Origin of the sequence: uncultured Phocaeicola sp., assembly GCF_948499155.1 — a bacterium.
GTDB lineage: Bacteria > Bacteroidota > Bacteroidia > Bacteroidales > Bacteroidaceae > Phocaeicola > Phocaeicola faecalis.
Window position 1 is genome coordinate 107,838 of record NZ_CAOOSE010000010.1, and the last position, 14,660, is coordinate 122,497.

Here is a 14,660-nt window from a genome sequence, read left to right on the forward strand (position 1 = left end):
TGTGGCCGCATCCTCCTTTTTTATATCAAGCATCTCCTACTTTACACATCAACCGGTAGAAATTATTTGCTTCATAAATTTAGATTTTTAAGGTTCTACAATATATTAATAAAGTATATACTTTCCATTTTCGTATCGGTAATTCATCCTGCTGGTAGAAGCTATGGTTGTAAGCACCTCTTCGATGGTATTTTTATTTATCATAAAATCACCATAAAAACGTCTATCCCGCAGTGAATCCGCAACTTCTATACACACATCATAACTTCGCATCAGTTTTTTTGCAATATCCTCTAACAACTCTTCATCAAAAAACAATTTATTATCTCTCCAAATATTTGCATACTCTACATTCGCTTTCGACTTAACCATTTCACCAGTCAATTTATTCAGTACCATTCGTTCATTCGGTTCCAAATAAAGTTCTGCCATCGCTTTAATCTCATTCTGTAGTGCCACCTTCCCTTCTACCAAACTAATCATCACCTCCTCGTCATTAGAATAGTTCTTAAAATTGAATTTTGTGCCCAATACACGGAGACTCACCTCTTTAGTACAAACCTCAAAGGGCACTTTCTCATTGTGGGCTACTTCAAAATAACCTTCTCCTTCTAATGTCAACTTACGATCATCTACACCAAACCCCTGAGAATAAGTAACTTTAGAACCAGCGTTTAACCAAACCAAACTTCCATCAGGCAAATTTAATTTTGTATGTGTACCTAATGAAGCTTCCACCACTATATCCGAAAAGTTCTGTTTTACTGTATGTTTTCCCTGGTAATAAGTAGCAAAAGGGACTAATAAAACCAAAAGCACAGCAGCTACACGATATAACATTTTCCAAGAGAAAGAACGGCTTGCCGGTTTTTCTTTTTTCGAGAGTATAGCTACCCGCTGCTGAAACAAAGTAAAAGCCTTATCTTCATCAAATGGCGCAACACTTCCCGATACTCCCGAAGAAAACCAAAGTTCTAACTTATTCCGAACATAAATACGGTTGGCTTCCGATTCCATACTCCATTTCTGCAACTCGGAAAAAGATGCTTTATCCAAATTCCCTGATAAATAAGATGTAATCAATCTGTCTATATCGTTATATTCTTCTTTCATCTGCATATATTAAGTGCTGTTATTATATAAGGCAAAAAATAAGTTTTAAAGGGTAGTCTAAATGAAGTTTTTTTTCAATTTCCTAAGAAAATATAGAGAACAAGTAGTTTCAGGTACTTTTCCATCCGTTGCTGAAGACAGGATAATGCGTTCTTCATGTGATATTTAACCGTGTTTATTGAAATATTAAGTTCTATTGCTATTTCTTCGTATTTTTTCTGTTCAAAACGATTCTTTTTAAACACCGTACGACATTCTAAAGGAAGTTCTTCAATATTCCGAATCAGTTCACTTTCCAATTCCTGCTCCAATAAATAACCTAAAGGATGCTCATCTTCAACAAAAATCCGGTCTAGAAACTCCATATTCTCCGGAAGGAAAAATGAAGAGACCAAAAGTTCCTCCCGCCTCCTTAGCGAATTCAGCTCATTTAAACAATGATTACGGACAGCACGCATAAGGTATGCACGAATTGAATATTCAATTTCAATATCACCTCGGTGTTCCCACAAATAAAAAATCGCATCATCCACTATTTCCTCAGCCAAAGCAGCATCGGCCAACATTTGGTTCGCAAAACGGCAAAGCAATACATAATGCTGTTTATATATGTATTTAAAAGCATCTTCATTTCCTTGCTTCAACTGCTCTATAATAAGTTTTTCCATAGCCATCATTAAAGTTATAACAACAAAAAATCAGTAACTCTAATACGGTGTTCCATCGTAGTAGATTATAGCATTTAACCTAAAAATCCGTATTGAACTTGTGAAGTTCATTCCATGGGAATGGGAAAATTCATGCTACAATACATAATCCATTAAATGAAATGGTAACATCATCCGATAACATGATAAATGACATGTCAAACGATGTGTACGCATAATGACACAGCCAAAATTCCTATCTACAAGTACTCTTTTTGTTGCCATATCAGGCGCAAAGATACATTTTTAGACGAAAAAAGAATAGGATTTTATGACTTTTCCCATTTTGTACCATCTAACAAACAACAGTTCGTTAAATATCATCAGTACCAATTACCTCCACTACTCTTGTTTCCATAATGTATAGCGACTAAAGCCTGTATAATTACCTCCGATTTCATAACCTTCGAATGAATATCCCGCCCACCAACCGAAACAGGGTTACCCCAGTAAATCTTCTTTTCTCATATATATAAAGATTTAAGAGGGATTGAAAAGGAGAAAAGAAGGGTCACATTGTTCTCTTGGGGATTTAACATGTCATATCACCAACAAAGGGAAGAGTAAGCCGTTTCTTAGGGTCAGCCAAGTCTTCTTAAACGGAAGATTATTACAGTCTCCGACAGCGGACCGTACAGTCCGTTACGGTGGACTGTACGGTCTACAGTAACGGACTATACAGTCCACTGCCGAAGACTGTAGTAATTCGACTGACAGACAGGCTTAATCGAAAGGACGAAAACGCTTATTCCGCCTAATGAAACGACTTAGGGAGTTCAAAACGTATGCAGAGGTTGAAAACCGGAGAAGACAACATCCGGAGACAGGTGTTTGATATGTTAAATCCCCCCCAATAATAACTGACCCAGAAAAAATGAAAAGAGGATGAATCAGATAAAAAATAATTGTTACCTTTGTCAGGTTCAATAAGAAACATACACGTACGAGTTTGGTTACATTTAAATATAAAAAACTTATATTCAATGTACAGAGCAAATATCGGTACTTTTGCGCAAATTATGAAACGAAATCAAATGGAAGATACAAAACATATCAAAATAAGCGAGTACAACTACCCGCTGCCCGACGAACGGATTGCAAAGTTTCCGCTGACGGTGCGTGACCAATCCAAACTGTTGGTATACCGCCACGGTGAAGTGAGCGAAGATACATTCACTTCGCTGCCGGAATATCTGGAACAGGGCGAACTGATGGTCTTCAACAATACAAAGGTGATTCAGGCACGTCTGCACTTCCGCAAGGAAACAGGGGCGCTGATTGAAGTGTTCTGTCTGGAGCCTATACAGCCGAACGATTATGTACTGTCTTTCCAGCAAACGCAAAAATGCAGCTGGCTCTGCATGATTGGCAATCTGAAGAAGTGGAAAGAAGGAGCACTGAGTCGCGTGGTAGACGTGAAAGGGAAACAAGTGACACTGACTGCCACACGCGGTGAATGTCGCGGCACAAGCCATTGGATTGATTTTGAATGGAATGATGACAGCATTACTTTTGCCGACCTGCTGGAAGTGGTAGGCGAACTGCCTATTCCTCCCTACCTCAACCGTGATACACAGGAAAGCGATAAAGAAACTTATCAAACGGTCTATTCCAAGATAAAGGGATCGGTAGCCGCGCCCACTGCCGGGTTACACTTTACCGAACGTGTATTGAAAGCATTGGACGCCCACGGCATCGACCGTGAAGAACTGACCTTGCACGTAGGGGCAGGTACCTTCAAGCCTGTCAAAAGTGAAGAAATAGAAGGACATGAAATGCACACAGAGTACATCTCTGTCAACAAACAGACTATTGAGAAACTGATTGCACACGAAGGATGTGCCATTGCCGTAGGAACCACTTCGGTGAGAACATTGGAGAGCCTATATTATATAGGTGTAGTTATCAGCCGCAATCCTGATGCCAATCAGGAAGAACTGCACGTGCAACAATGGATGCCTTACGAAGAGAACAATGGTATCAGCACTATACAGGCTTTACAATATATACTTGACTATCTGAATCGTCACCACATGGAAGCATTGCACACTAGTACGCAAATCATCATTGCTCCGGGCTACGAATACAAAATTGTGAAGAAGATAGTTACCAATTTCCACCAACCGCAAAGCACATTACTGTTGTTGGTTTCCGCCTTTGTGAAAGGAGACTGGCGGAAGATTTACAATTATGCCTTGGGACATGATTTCAGGTTCCTGAGCTACGGAGACAGTTCGTTGCTGATACCCTGAGAACCTGTCACAGGCATAACATCTTCCTTCCGCACCACTAAGCGTTTTCTTCCCTACCATTAAGGTTTTTTTACAGACGGTTACTACGTCCCGCTACGGCAGGACGTAGTAGTATTCAGTATGGAAAGGCTTAATCATCCGTATGAAAAGGGGCTCGCCATTGTTTAACGGTGGTGCAAGTTCCGGCCGGAACGATATCCGCAAGCACATGCTTGAAAATCCGAACAGGTATATGGCCCCACTTGCCCAATAAAAAAGAGGCCTACCCAAACTCAAGAAAGAGTTTGACAGGCCCCTTTTTTACATTAAAACACCTATACGGTCATGAAATCTTTTAGTACACCCAACCCGGAGTTTTTGTCAGATTCGGGTTCTTTTCTACTTCCGACCGAGGTACAGGGAAGATGCTATAGTCATTTGTTGTAGACCAGCTTACACCACCGTTACCACTGCTCTGGAATCCGGGACAAGTCTTAGAACCGGGCTGATAGTTCATGAAAGGTTCGAACTTGGTTTGGCGAAGAGTACCCCAACGGAATTCTTCGAGGAAGTTGACTCCTTCCATACAGAACTCACGACGGGACTCGTTGCGGATTTTGTTCAGCGCATCTTCCTTGTTGCTAAATGTATATGGCCACATTTCTACCGATGGACGCTGACGAACCATGTTGACCTTTTCGGCCGCACCTGTCAAGTCATCCAACTGGGCTAATGCCTCAGCCCACATCAGCAAGACATAAGCATAGCGGTACACAGGTTCGTCGATAGGGCTGTCCTGCGCATATTCACATTCATAGCCTTCCATGACGAACTTACGGTAACGGTAGGCAAATTCCGCTTCACTGTTACCGTCCTGCATCAGGTCATACGGAGCATCCACACCCCAGGAAGGGTCTTTTTGCATATCCACATAATGACGCGATTGCTTCACCGGCCAGCGGAACACGTAGGGCACCGGATTGAGGTCGCCTGCATTCAGGCGCTTGGCATCGCCTCCCATGTAAGGTTCATCATACGGCAGAATCACGTTGTAACGCAGACGAGGGTCACGGTTCTCCCAAGCTTTCTTCAGACGGGCTTCGTTTCCGTCGCCCAAGTACAAACCGCGGTTTTTCTCCGATACAGTATTGATCTTCGTTACAATCATTTTTCTCAATTCAGGGCCACCCAGCACGTCTCCGTTTTCCAAGGAGTCGCGGAGAAAATAAATCAGACGGTCTCTCTCGGAAATATCGAAATAACCGGGGATAATGTCATTCCAGTCGAAATCCCTCTGCTCGTCTTTATACTCATACAAATCCACCAAGGCATTGGATGGCGCGAAGTAAGACCAGCCTTCCACTCCGTCGTGTCCCACCATGGAACGAGTTCCGCAATAACGTTGAGTGGAGTTTCCGTATCCCTTCAGCTTATCCGTATTGGAAACGGCAAAAATCATTTCCTCACATCCTTCGTTCGCTTCAGTGAAGATTTGCTTGTATCCGCCCTTGAACAAGCTGAAACCGCATTGTCCCACCTTCTCGAAATCGGCCACGGCCTTGCGGAGCAGACTTTCGTCTATCTTGGTACCCGTCACGGTGCCTACTTTATTGTCGTAATTATACTTTGCTCCCATCATCAGGTAGACACGTCCGCGCAAAGTGTAGGCAGCGCCCTTGCAGGCACGTCCTGTTTCGGCATAATGGTCGGGGAAATTCGGCTCATCTATACAGTCGGTCAAGTCCTGGATGACCTGTGCCCAGACTTCGTCTTCAGGAGATTGTCCCTTGGTACATTCGTCCACAGACCCCAACGGCTCCAGATAGAGAGGCACCCCCAGACCATAACGGCCGAAGAGCTCGTTCAGCCTGGTGTAGTAGAAAGCGCGGAGAAACTTGCTCTCGCACAACAGGCGCAAGCGGGTTTCGTCGTCCACGCCGCCGCTGCCCGGCTCCGACAGAACATCGATGGCAGAGTTGGCACGATGGACACCTTCGTATAAATACTTCCAGGCGTTTGAAAACAGTCCGTCGCCGGAACCTGAAGTGCCCTTCAGATAAGGAGGTGTACGGTAAGCATCAGTAGACATGCTCAATGCTTCGAAAGCAGGAGTCGCATTGGTATAGTCCTGATTGTAGATGCCCCATCCGCGCAAGTTCTGATAGATGGCAGCCACACCTGCGTTGGTCAATGTGGAGTTTGTCCACATGTTTCCGGAAGCAATCTGGTTGTGGGGAGCCATGTTCAGGTCCACACAGCTTTGCAACCCACAAAAAGCTAATCCTATGAGAGGAAGAATTATTTTTTTCATATTCATTGTTTCAGTTGTTAGTCAGTAGATTTAGAAAGTAATATTTAAACCACCGGAAATCATACGGGGAATAGGATAGGACTGGAATCCGGAGCCGCCCATTTCAGGATCCACACCCGGGAAATTCGTGATGGTAAGCAAGTTCTCGAATGAAGCGAAGACACGCAACTTGTTGATATAAGCCTTCCTCATCAATGCCTGTGGAAAGGTGTAACCAATCTGCAATGTTTTCAGCTTGATGTATGAAGCATTGTACAATTCGCCGGTATTCGCACGATGCGCACTGTTGGTGTTGCCTATACGCATGTAGGACGCGTAGATGTTTGCGTTCGGGTCGTTGGCAGGGTCGTAATTCGGATCGGTAACAGACAGCTCCGGGTCACAATAATAGTAGATGTGGCGCGCGTTTCTTGCCACGATGGTTCCTTCCTGCCAGCCTGCGTCACTCATGTCATTGAAGCCGCGTTCGTAGATGCGGCGATACATGCCCGCATTTCCGGCCCAGGTCATGTTCAGGTCTATTCCTTTCCATGCAGCAGAGAAGTTGATGCCGTATGTGTATTTGGGAGTGGTGGATTTGCCTGTGAATACACGGTCATCGTCGTTTGTGCCGTACATACCGTCACCGTTGACATCCGCGTAAACCATTTCACCGTACCACAGGCCCTTGCCTTGCCCTACACTCTGGTTGTTGATGTTGTACACACGGTTGCCGTCCGCATCGCGGTAGTCTATCATGGCGCGTACCCAGTCAAGGTCTTGCTTGGTACGTATCATACCGTCACGCGGACCTCCATGGGGGTCAGGAGTCACGCCGTCTGCCAAGTAAACGTTTCCGTTACCCTTGTGACGTTCGTAAAGGAAATGTTCGTTGTATATGTGGTCTTCTACTACTATAGTGTTGCCATAGTCTGCCACATCACCACGGTTGGTCACGTAGACACGGTTCCCATTTTCATCCACTTCCCATCCTTGTTTCAGTTTGCCTTTATATTTCGTTACTTTATTATTGTTGTAAGCGAAATTGATACCTACACTATACTCAAAGTCCTTGATTTTGTCGGACCAACGCAAGTTCATTTCAATACCACGGTTACGCATATTCGATGTATTGGTAACAGGAGCACTCACACTACCCATGGTCATAAAGATGGAAGGTGTAGCCAAGATACCTTTTGTAGTACGTTGATACCAGTCAGCCTCCACTGACAAACGGTTATTCAAGAAAGCCATTTCCAGACCAACGTTAGTAGATTCACCTGTTTCCCAATGCAAATACGGGTTGGCGATCTTGCTCAATTTCAATCCCTTAACAGTTTCGCCACCAAATGAGTAGTTGTTCGAGCTGTAAGTAGCCTGCCAGTCATAGTATCCGGAAGTGGTGTTACCCAAACGTCCCCATGATGCACGCAGCTTCAAATTAGAAAAGACATTCTTGACAGGTTCCATGAAAGGCTCTTCCAAGACACGCCATGCCAGAGATACGGAAGGGAATGTACCCCAACGATGGTCGGGACCGAAACGTGAAGAACCATCGCGACGGAAATTGGCTTCCACCAAGTAACGGTCCTTATAAGAGTAGTTCACACGGCCGAAATAAGATATCACGCCATATTCCTGCATAGGTGTACCGCCAACGGTTGGAATCATCTTGTCCGTAGCGGCTGTAAAATCGGGCAACGACATGTCAAGCAAGCCTGTACGGGTAGCGTTGAAGCCCTTCACCGTCCAGTAGTATTGTTCCGTACCTACCATGATGTTAAAGTCATGGTCGCCAATCTTGTTGGCGTAGCTGACAGTACCCACCTGTGTACGGTTCTGGTAGCGAGTAGTGGCACGGTAAGTGGTTGCCTGGTCGCTGCTGGTGCCTGCATAGAAGTCGCCGGTACGGAAGTTCTCCTTGTCAATGGTTCTGCTATAAGTTTCCGATTCATTGAATGTGGTCTGATAGTTGAAACGTCCCTCGATGGTCAGACCTTTGAAGGGCTTCAAGCGTGCATACCAAGTGGTATTGAGACGCGTATCGTTATAGGAACCTCCTCGAGCCAGCACGTCTGCAAGCAGGTTGGAAGTGGAAGATCCGTCCACTGCAACGCCGTAACGACCGTTGTATTCCGGAGTCATGGCCGGAGTATTCTGGAACATGTATGTAAAGCTGGTATTACCCGGTTCGCTGTTTTCGAACGTGGCATACGTCTGTGTGCCGAACGACAGGAATTTGTTGATTTCGGTTTCCACGTTCACACGTCCTTCATATCTCTTCAGACCTGTGTTCTGAAGCATACCGGGATTGTCCATATATCCGAACGAAAGCAGATAGGTGGTTTTGTCACTACCTCCGGTGATGGACACATTGTGCTTATGCATGGTGTAAGGACGGAACAACTCTTCTACCCACTGTGTGCTGGGGTATGCCAGGAAGTTTGGCACGCCGTATGGATTGTCTATGCCATTAGGATTGGATGCCGCCTTCTTCAAGCCTTCGCGCCATTCGTCTATAGCCGCCTGGGTATATTTGGTGCCGGCCTTATAGTCGCGGTTGGTACTCCAGCGGTTGGCCATTTCCATATATTCAGCATAGTTGTCCTCGAAATGGAAAGCCTTGCCGCTCATCTTTGAATTGGTCACAATACCTGTATAGGTGATTTTGGGTGCCTGTCCCTTCTTTCCTTTCTTGGTGGTAATGAGGATTACACCGTTGGCACCGCGCGAACCGTAAATAGCGGCACTGGCAGCGTCCTTCAAGAAAGAGATGCTTTCTACGTCATCGCTGTTTACAGATGCCATAGAGGCTTCTGACCCGTCCACGATGACCATGGGAGAAGAGCTGTTGAAACTGCCGAGACCGCGCATCTGGATGCTGGCTCCATCGCTGCCGGGCTTTCCCGATCCCTGGTTGACCTGTACACCTGCGGCCAGACCGGACAATGAACTGGACAGGCTTGTTGTAGCACGGCTCTCCAGCTTTTCGGCCGAAACGGTAGACACAGCTCCGGTAAGATTTACTTTCTTCTGCACACCGTAACCTACAACCACGACTTCATCCAGCAGACCACTGTCTTCTTTTAATGTGATTTTAAATTCAGTCTTGCCTTTAACAGGGATTGTCTGGTCCTTGTAACCAATAAAGCTGACCACCAAAACAGCATCGTTTTTTACCTTAAGGGTAAAATTTCCATCCATGTCGGTGATTGTTCCGTTGGTAGTTCCCTTTTCCAACACGTTTGCACCGATGACAGACGAGCCTGTTTCATCAAGCACTGTCCCTTTGACGGTTTTCTGTGCGAAAGCCATTGTAAAGGAACATAAGAACATGCACAGTAGCATGAGAAGTTTGGGCAGTTTACCCTTAATTCTGCATTTTTGTTCCATAAAAGTTTTTTTAGGATTAATAAATATTATTCTTTAAATATTATGCAAATGTATTAAATCGGCATAGCAGCCATCTATAAAAATCGTCCGAATAATAATATAAAATTGTCCATATCCGCCTTAGTAATACATATATTGCGATATTGTCTTGAATAACGATAAAGTATTTCATAAGAAAGAAGCCTTCCGACAGTGTGTAAGTTTCTATATCAGCATAAGACATTTTGCTACAAAAAACCGCGAATATTATCGAAGGCAACCGGTCAAGATACGTCTTGGCGAGGATGAGGAGGACGAGCGCTCTATTACCTATCGTCCTGCCGAACAGGTGCACCCGTGGAAAATGTCATTTTGCATGTTACCGACAAGGCGTGGAATTATATTACAACAAAGCCACTGCATGAGTCTCAATCTGTGCTAAACAGCAAACAGAGCAACGGTAAATGAGAGGTTCGACTGAAGGTACAAGACAACTATAAATTACGTTCGCTTCTACGTTCCTTTGGCGATAGTGTTGAGGTAATAGCTCCAGCCACTTTACGCCAAGAAATGAGAGAAATGGCACAGCGTGTCTTCCAAATGTATAATGACTAGATCTATATACTATAAAAGATAGAATTGGACTTCTTAACCTGCCATAATACATAGGAATTCCTATTACTTTATGTCACTAAACATATTCATTAATCCATAGTATCTCAGTTGTTTTACTATCTTTGTGACAAAACACCTGAATGCTATGACTATCACCTTATCTAAAAAACTTCCCGCCTATCCTACTTTTGTAGAAGGCATCCGCCGTGCGCCCGACAGAGGTTATCGTCTGACACCGGCACAAACAGAAACCGCACTGAGGAATGCACTACGCTACATTCCCGAAGAACTTCACGCCCAACTCGCCCCGGAATTTATGGACGAACTGCTCACCCGGGGGAAAATCTACGGCTACCGCTTCCGACCGCAAGGTGACTTGAAGGCAAAGCCTATTGACCAATACAAAGGGAACTGCATAGAAGGGAAAGCTTTTCAGGTAATGATAGACAATAACCTGAGTTTCGACATCGCCCTCTATCCTTACGAACTCGTCACTTACGGCGAAACGGGACAAGTATGCCAGAACTGGATGCAATACCGCCTCATCAAGCAATACCTGGAAATAATGACTGACAGACAGACTTTGGTAGTGGAAAGCGGACACCCTCTTGGTCTGTTCAAGTCAAAGCACGAAGCACCGCGTGTCATTATCACCAATTCGATGATGGTAGGCATGTTCGACAACCAGCGTGACTGGGAAATCGCCGCACAGATGGGCGTTGCCAATTACGGTCAGATGACAGCAGGCGGATGGATGTACATCGGTCCGCAAGGAATTGTACACGGCACATTCAATACCTTATTAAATGCCGGGCGCATGAAACTCGGTGTGCCGCAGGACGGAAATCTGAACGGTCATCTCTTTGTATCTTCTGGCTTGGGAGGAATGAGCGGAGCACAACCCAAAGCCGCCGAAATAGCAGGAGCCGCTGCCATCATTGCCGAAGTGGATGCGTCACGCATCGAAACACGGTATCGCCAAGGATGGGTGCAACATGTCACTTCCGACTTGAAAGAAGCCTATACCCTTGCCGCCGAAGCCATGAGGTTACGCAAACCTTGTTCCATTGCCTATCACGGAAATGTAGTGGAGCTGTTGGAATATGCCTTGAATAATCATATAGCCATTGAACTGCTGAGCGACCAAACTTCGTGCCATGCCGTGTACGAAGGAGGATATTGTCCGGCAGGCATCACCTTTGACGAGCGCACACGCCTGTTGAAAGAAGACCGCACACGATTTGAAAAGCTGGTAGATGTTTCACTACGGCGTCATTTCAATGTCATTAAAGCATTGGTAGAACACGGTACTTATTTTTTCGATTACGGCAATTCGTTTATGAAAGCCATTTATGATGCAGGAGTAAAGGAAATTTCACGCAACGGAATCGACGAAAAAGACGGTTTCATCTGGCCTTCTTATGTGGAAGATATCATGGGACCGCAGCTTTTCGATTATGGTTATGGCCCTTTCCGTTGGGTTTGCCTCAGCGGTAAACACGAAGATTTGATAAAGACCGACCATGCCGCCATGGAGTGTATCCCCAAAGAACGACGCGGACAGGACATGGACAATTGGATATGGATACGCGATGCCGAAAGAAACAATCTGGTAGTCGGCACTCAGGCACGCATCCTCTATCAGGACGCACTCGGGCGCATGAATATCGCCCTGCGTTTTAACGAAATGGTACGCCGGGGCGAAGTAGGCCCCATCATGTTGGGACGAGACCACCATGACGTGAGTGGAACCGACTCCCCTTTTCGCGAGACATCGAATATCAAGGACGGCAGCAATGTGATGGCAGATATGGCAGTCCAGTGCTTTGCTGGTAACTGTGCACGCGGCATGAGTCTGGTCGCCCTGCACAATGGCGGAGGCGTGGGTATCGGTAAGGCTGTCAACGGCGGATTCGGAATGGTGTGCGACGGCAGCGAGCGGGTAGATGCCATTTTGCGTTCGTCTATGCTATGGGATGTCATGGGCGGCGTGGCACGACGCGCATGGGCACGCAATCCGCACGCCATGGAAACATCCGAAGAATTTAACCGCACCCACCAAGAACAAGGTTATCACATCACCATGCCGCATCTGGCAGAAGATGTATTAATCGACAGAGTATTAAAAGAAAAAGGTATAAAACAACAATAACGTTACGAATTATGAGCTGGACAAGAATCATGGAATGCGTTCCCAACTTTAGCGAAGGGCGCGATTTGCAGAAAATAGATCAGATAGTGTCTCCCTTCCGTGCACGTGCCGGAGTGAAACTGCTCGACTACAGCAATGACGAAGACCATAACCGTCTTGTGGTCACTGTTGTGGGAGAGCCCGACGCTTTAAAAGAGGCTGTGATAGAGGCCATTGGCGTAGCAGTGAAGTTGATTGACCTCAACCATCATCAAGGGCAGCATCCGCGAATGGGAGCAGCAGACGTAGTCCCCTTTATCCCCATCAAAGGATGTACCATGGACGAAGCCATTGCCATCTCTAAAGAAGTAGGGCAAAAGGTGGCGGATACCTATCAGCTTCCTGTCTTCCTGTATGAAAAATCAGCAAGCGCTCCTCATCGCGAGAATCTTGCCACTATCCGAAAAGGAGAATTCGAAGGCATGGCCGAGAAAATCCATCAACCCGAATGGCATCCTGATTTCGGTCCCGAAGAACGACATCCCACTGCCGGAACCGTTGCCATCGGAGCACGTATGCCTTTAGTAGCTTATAATATTAACCTGAACACACCCAGTCTGGAGATTGCACATGACATTGCCAAGAAAATCCGTTTTATCGGAGGCGGACTGCGCTTCTGCAAGGCTATGGGCGTAGAACTGAAAGACCGAGGCATCACACAAGTTTCCATGAATCTGACAGACTACAGCAAAACTGCCCTCTATCGGGCTTTTGAGATGGTGCGTTTCGAAGCCCGCCGCTACGGAGTAAGCATTATCGGCAGCGAAATTGTGGGCCTGGTTCCCATGGAAGCCCTGATTGACACAGCCTCCTATTATTTGGGACTGGAAAACTTCTCGATGCAGCAAGTGCTGGAAGCACAGATTATGGAATAACAAGGAACCTATCGCCATGAACAACAACCTTATCATCAAGAATGCCCGCATCATCACCCCTCTCGGCACCTCTGCCCTGAAAGGTAAAGAGATGAACCGACTGCTGGATCTCACCGGAGGAACCGTAGTAGTAACCGACGGAGTGATTACCTACGCAGGCCCGTCACATCCTTCGTATGCAGAGCCGAAAGAAGATTACGAAATTCTCGACGCCGGGGGCCGGGTATTGCTTCCCGGATTCATTGATTCACATACCCATCTGGTTTTCGGCGGTTATCGCCCCGAAGAGTTCGTTTGGCGCATGAATGGGGAAAGTTATATGAGTATCATGCAACGCGGAGGCGGCATTATCAACACGGTACATGCCACTCGTGAAGCGACACCGGAGGAATTGAAATGCAAAGCCGAATGGTTTATTGATGTCATGAGCCGTATGGGGGTCACTACTGTGGAAGGGAAGAGCGGTTACGGGCTCGACCGCAATACCGAGCTCAAACAACTGGAAGTGATGCGTTCCATCAACCTCTCCCCGCAACGTAAAGTAGATATCGCCGCCACTTTCCTCGGTGCACATGCACTGCCTCCCGAATATCAGGGCAGAGCCGACGAATACATTGACTTTCTCATCCATGAGATGCTTCCTCTGGTCCGTGAAAAGCACCTTGCAGAGAATTGCGACATTTTTTGTGAACAAGGCGTCTTCACCGTAGCACAATCCCGACGACTCCTGCAAGCGGCACAGAAACAAGGATTCGGTGCAAAGATACATGCCGATGAAATTGTAAGTTTCGGCGGTGCCGAACTTGCCGGTGAAATAAGAGCACTCAGCGCCGACCATCTGCTGCACGCCTCGGATAACGGCATTCGTGCAATGGCAGAAAATAAGGTTGCCGCCACGCTCCTGCCCCTGACCGCCTTTACACTCCGTGAACCTTATGCACGCGGACGTGACATGATAGACAGCGGTTGTGCCGTAGCTCTCGCCACCGACCTCAATCCGGGCAGCTGTTGTTCCGGTTCCATCCCACTGACATTTGCACTGGCTTGCCTATATATGCATCTCACATTGGAAGAAGCTATCACCGCCATGACATTAAACGGAGCAGCCGCACTGGGTTATGCCCACCGGACAGGCAGTATCGAAGTCGGCAAACAGGGAGACCTTGTCTTGCTGGACACCGATACCCCAGCTGTACTCGTTTACTATACCGGCATGAATTCCGTGCAACACACCATCAAAGCAGGACGTATCCTATTTTAAATATT

At 46.2% G+C, this 14,660-nt stretch carries 9 protein-coding genes; 5 read left to right on the forward strand and 4 right to left on the reverse strand.

Features of this window, described 5'->3' with window-relative positions; all coding sequences use genetic code 11:
- Positions 1-105: 105 nt before the first annotated feature.
- Both QYT14_RS09625 and QYT14_RS09630 read right to left on the reverse strand, forming a co-directional pair.
- Positions 106-1,119 carry a FecR domain-containing protein gene (locus tag QYT14_RS09625; RefSeq protein ID WP_288324646.1) on the reverse strand — a complete coding sequence of 338 codons (1,014 nt, stop codon included), beginning with the start codon at positions 1,117-1,119 and terminating at the stop codon, positions 106-108.
- A 68-nt stretch (positions 1,120-1,187) separates the two neighbouring features.
- The gene (locus tag QYT14_RS09630) at positions 1,188-1,790 is read right to left on the reverse strand and encodes an RNA polymerase sigma-70 factor (protein ID WP_288324645.1); all 603 of its coding nucleotides are present in this window, start codon (positions 1,788-1,790) and stop codon (positions 1,188-1,190) included.
- A 1,064-nt stretch (positions 1,791-2,854) separates the two neighbouring features.
- Between QYT14_RS09630 and QYT14_RS09635 the strand changes: the two genes are divergently transcribed.
- Complete coding sequence (locus QYT14_RS09635) at positions 2,855-4,072, forward strand: S-adenosylmethionine:tRNA ribosyltransferase-isomerase (protein ID WP_288324644.1); 1,218 nt, start codon at positions 2,855-2,857, stop codon at positions 4,070-4,072.
- Positions 4,073-4,406: 334 nt separating this feature from the next.
- Here QYT14_RS09635 and QYT14_RS09640 read toward each other — a convergent pair whose 3' ends face one another.
- Together QYT14_RS09640 and QYT14_RS09645 are read right to left on the reverse strand one after the other, a co-directional pair.
- Entirely contained in the window at positions 4,407-6,362 is a 1,956-nt protein-coding gene (locus QYT14_RS09640) for a RagB/SusD family nutrient uptake outer membrane protein (RefSeq protein ID WP_237039171.1), read from the reverse strand.
- Positions 6,363-6,392: 30 nt separating this feature from the next.
- Positions 6,393-9,734, reverse strand: coding sequence for a TonB-dependent receptor (locus tag QYT14_RS09645; RefSeq protein WP_288324643.1), 3,342 nt, complete (start codon positions 9,732-9,734; stop codon positions 6,393-6,395).
- Between the two features lie 456 nt (positions 9,735-10,190).
- Between QYT14_RS09645 and QYT14_RS09650 the strand changes: the two genes are divergently transcribed.
- From QYT14_RS09650 to hutI, 4 genes are all read left to right on the forward strand, one after another.
- On the forward strand, positions 10,191-10,328 hold the full coding sequence (locus QYT14_RS09650; protein ID WP_288324705.1) for a WYL domain-containing protein: 138 nt from the start codon (positions 10,191-10,193) through the stop codon (positions 10,326-10,328).
- A gap of 145 nt (positions 10,329-10,473) precedes the next feature.
- Positions 10,474-12,480 carry a urocanate hydratase gene (locus QYT14_RS09655; protein WP_288324642.1) on the forward strand — a complete coding sequence of 669 codons (2,007 nt, stop codon included), beginning with the start codon at positions 10,474-10,476 and terminating at the stop codon, positions 12,478-12,480.
- Positions 12,481-12,491: 11 nt separating this feature from the next.
- Positions 12,492-13,394: a glutamate formimidoyltransferase gene (ftcD, locus tag QYT14_RS09660; RefSeq protein ID WP_288324641.1), complete on the forward strand. Its 903-nt coding sequence runs from the start codon at positions 12,492-12,494 to the stop codon at positions 13,392-13,394.
- Between the two features lie 16 nt (positions 13,395-13,410).
- The gene (gene hutI, locus QYT14_RS09665) at positions 13,411-14,655 is read left to right on the forward strand and encodes an imidazolonepropionase (RefSeq protein ID WP_288324639.1); all 1,245 of its coding nucleotides are present in this window, start codon (positions 13,411-13,413) and stop codon (positions 14,653-14,655) included.
- Positions 14,656-14,660 lie beyond the last annotated feature (5 nt).

Coding starts and splice junctions, on each gene's coding strand:
- QYT14_RS09640 (WP_237039171.1), bottom strand. CDS start 6,362: ATGAAAAAAATAATTCTTCCTCTCATAGGATTAGCTTTTTGTGGGTTG.
- QYT14_RS09655 (WP_288324642.1), top strand. CDS start 10,474: ATGACTATCACCTTATCTAAAAAACTTCCCGCCTATCCTACTTTTGTA.
- QYT14_RS09625 (WP_288324646.1), bottom strand. CDS start 1,119: ATGCAGATGAAAGAAGAATATAACGATATAGACAGATTGATTACATCT.
- QYT14_RS09630 (WP_288324645.1), bottom strand. CDS start 1,790: ATGATGGCTATGGAAAAACTTATTATAGAGCAGTTGAAGCAAGGAAAT.
- QYT14_RS09645 (WP_288324643.1), bottom strand. CDS start 9,734: ATGGAACAAAAATGCAGAATTAAGGGTAAACTGCCCAAACTTCTCATG.
- ftcD (WP_288324641.1), top strand. CDS start 12,492: ATGAGCTGGACAAGAATCATGGAATGCGTTCCCAACTTTAGCGAAGGG.
- hutI (WP_288324639.1), top strand. CDS start 13,411: ATGAACAACAACCTTATCATCAAGAATGCCCGCATCATCACCCCTCTC.
- QYT14_RS09635 (WP_288324644.1), top strand. CDS start 2,855: ATGGAAGATACAAAACATATCAAAATAAGCGAGTACAACTACCCGCTG.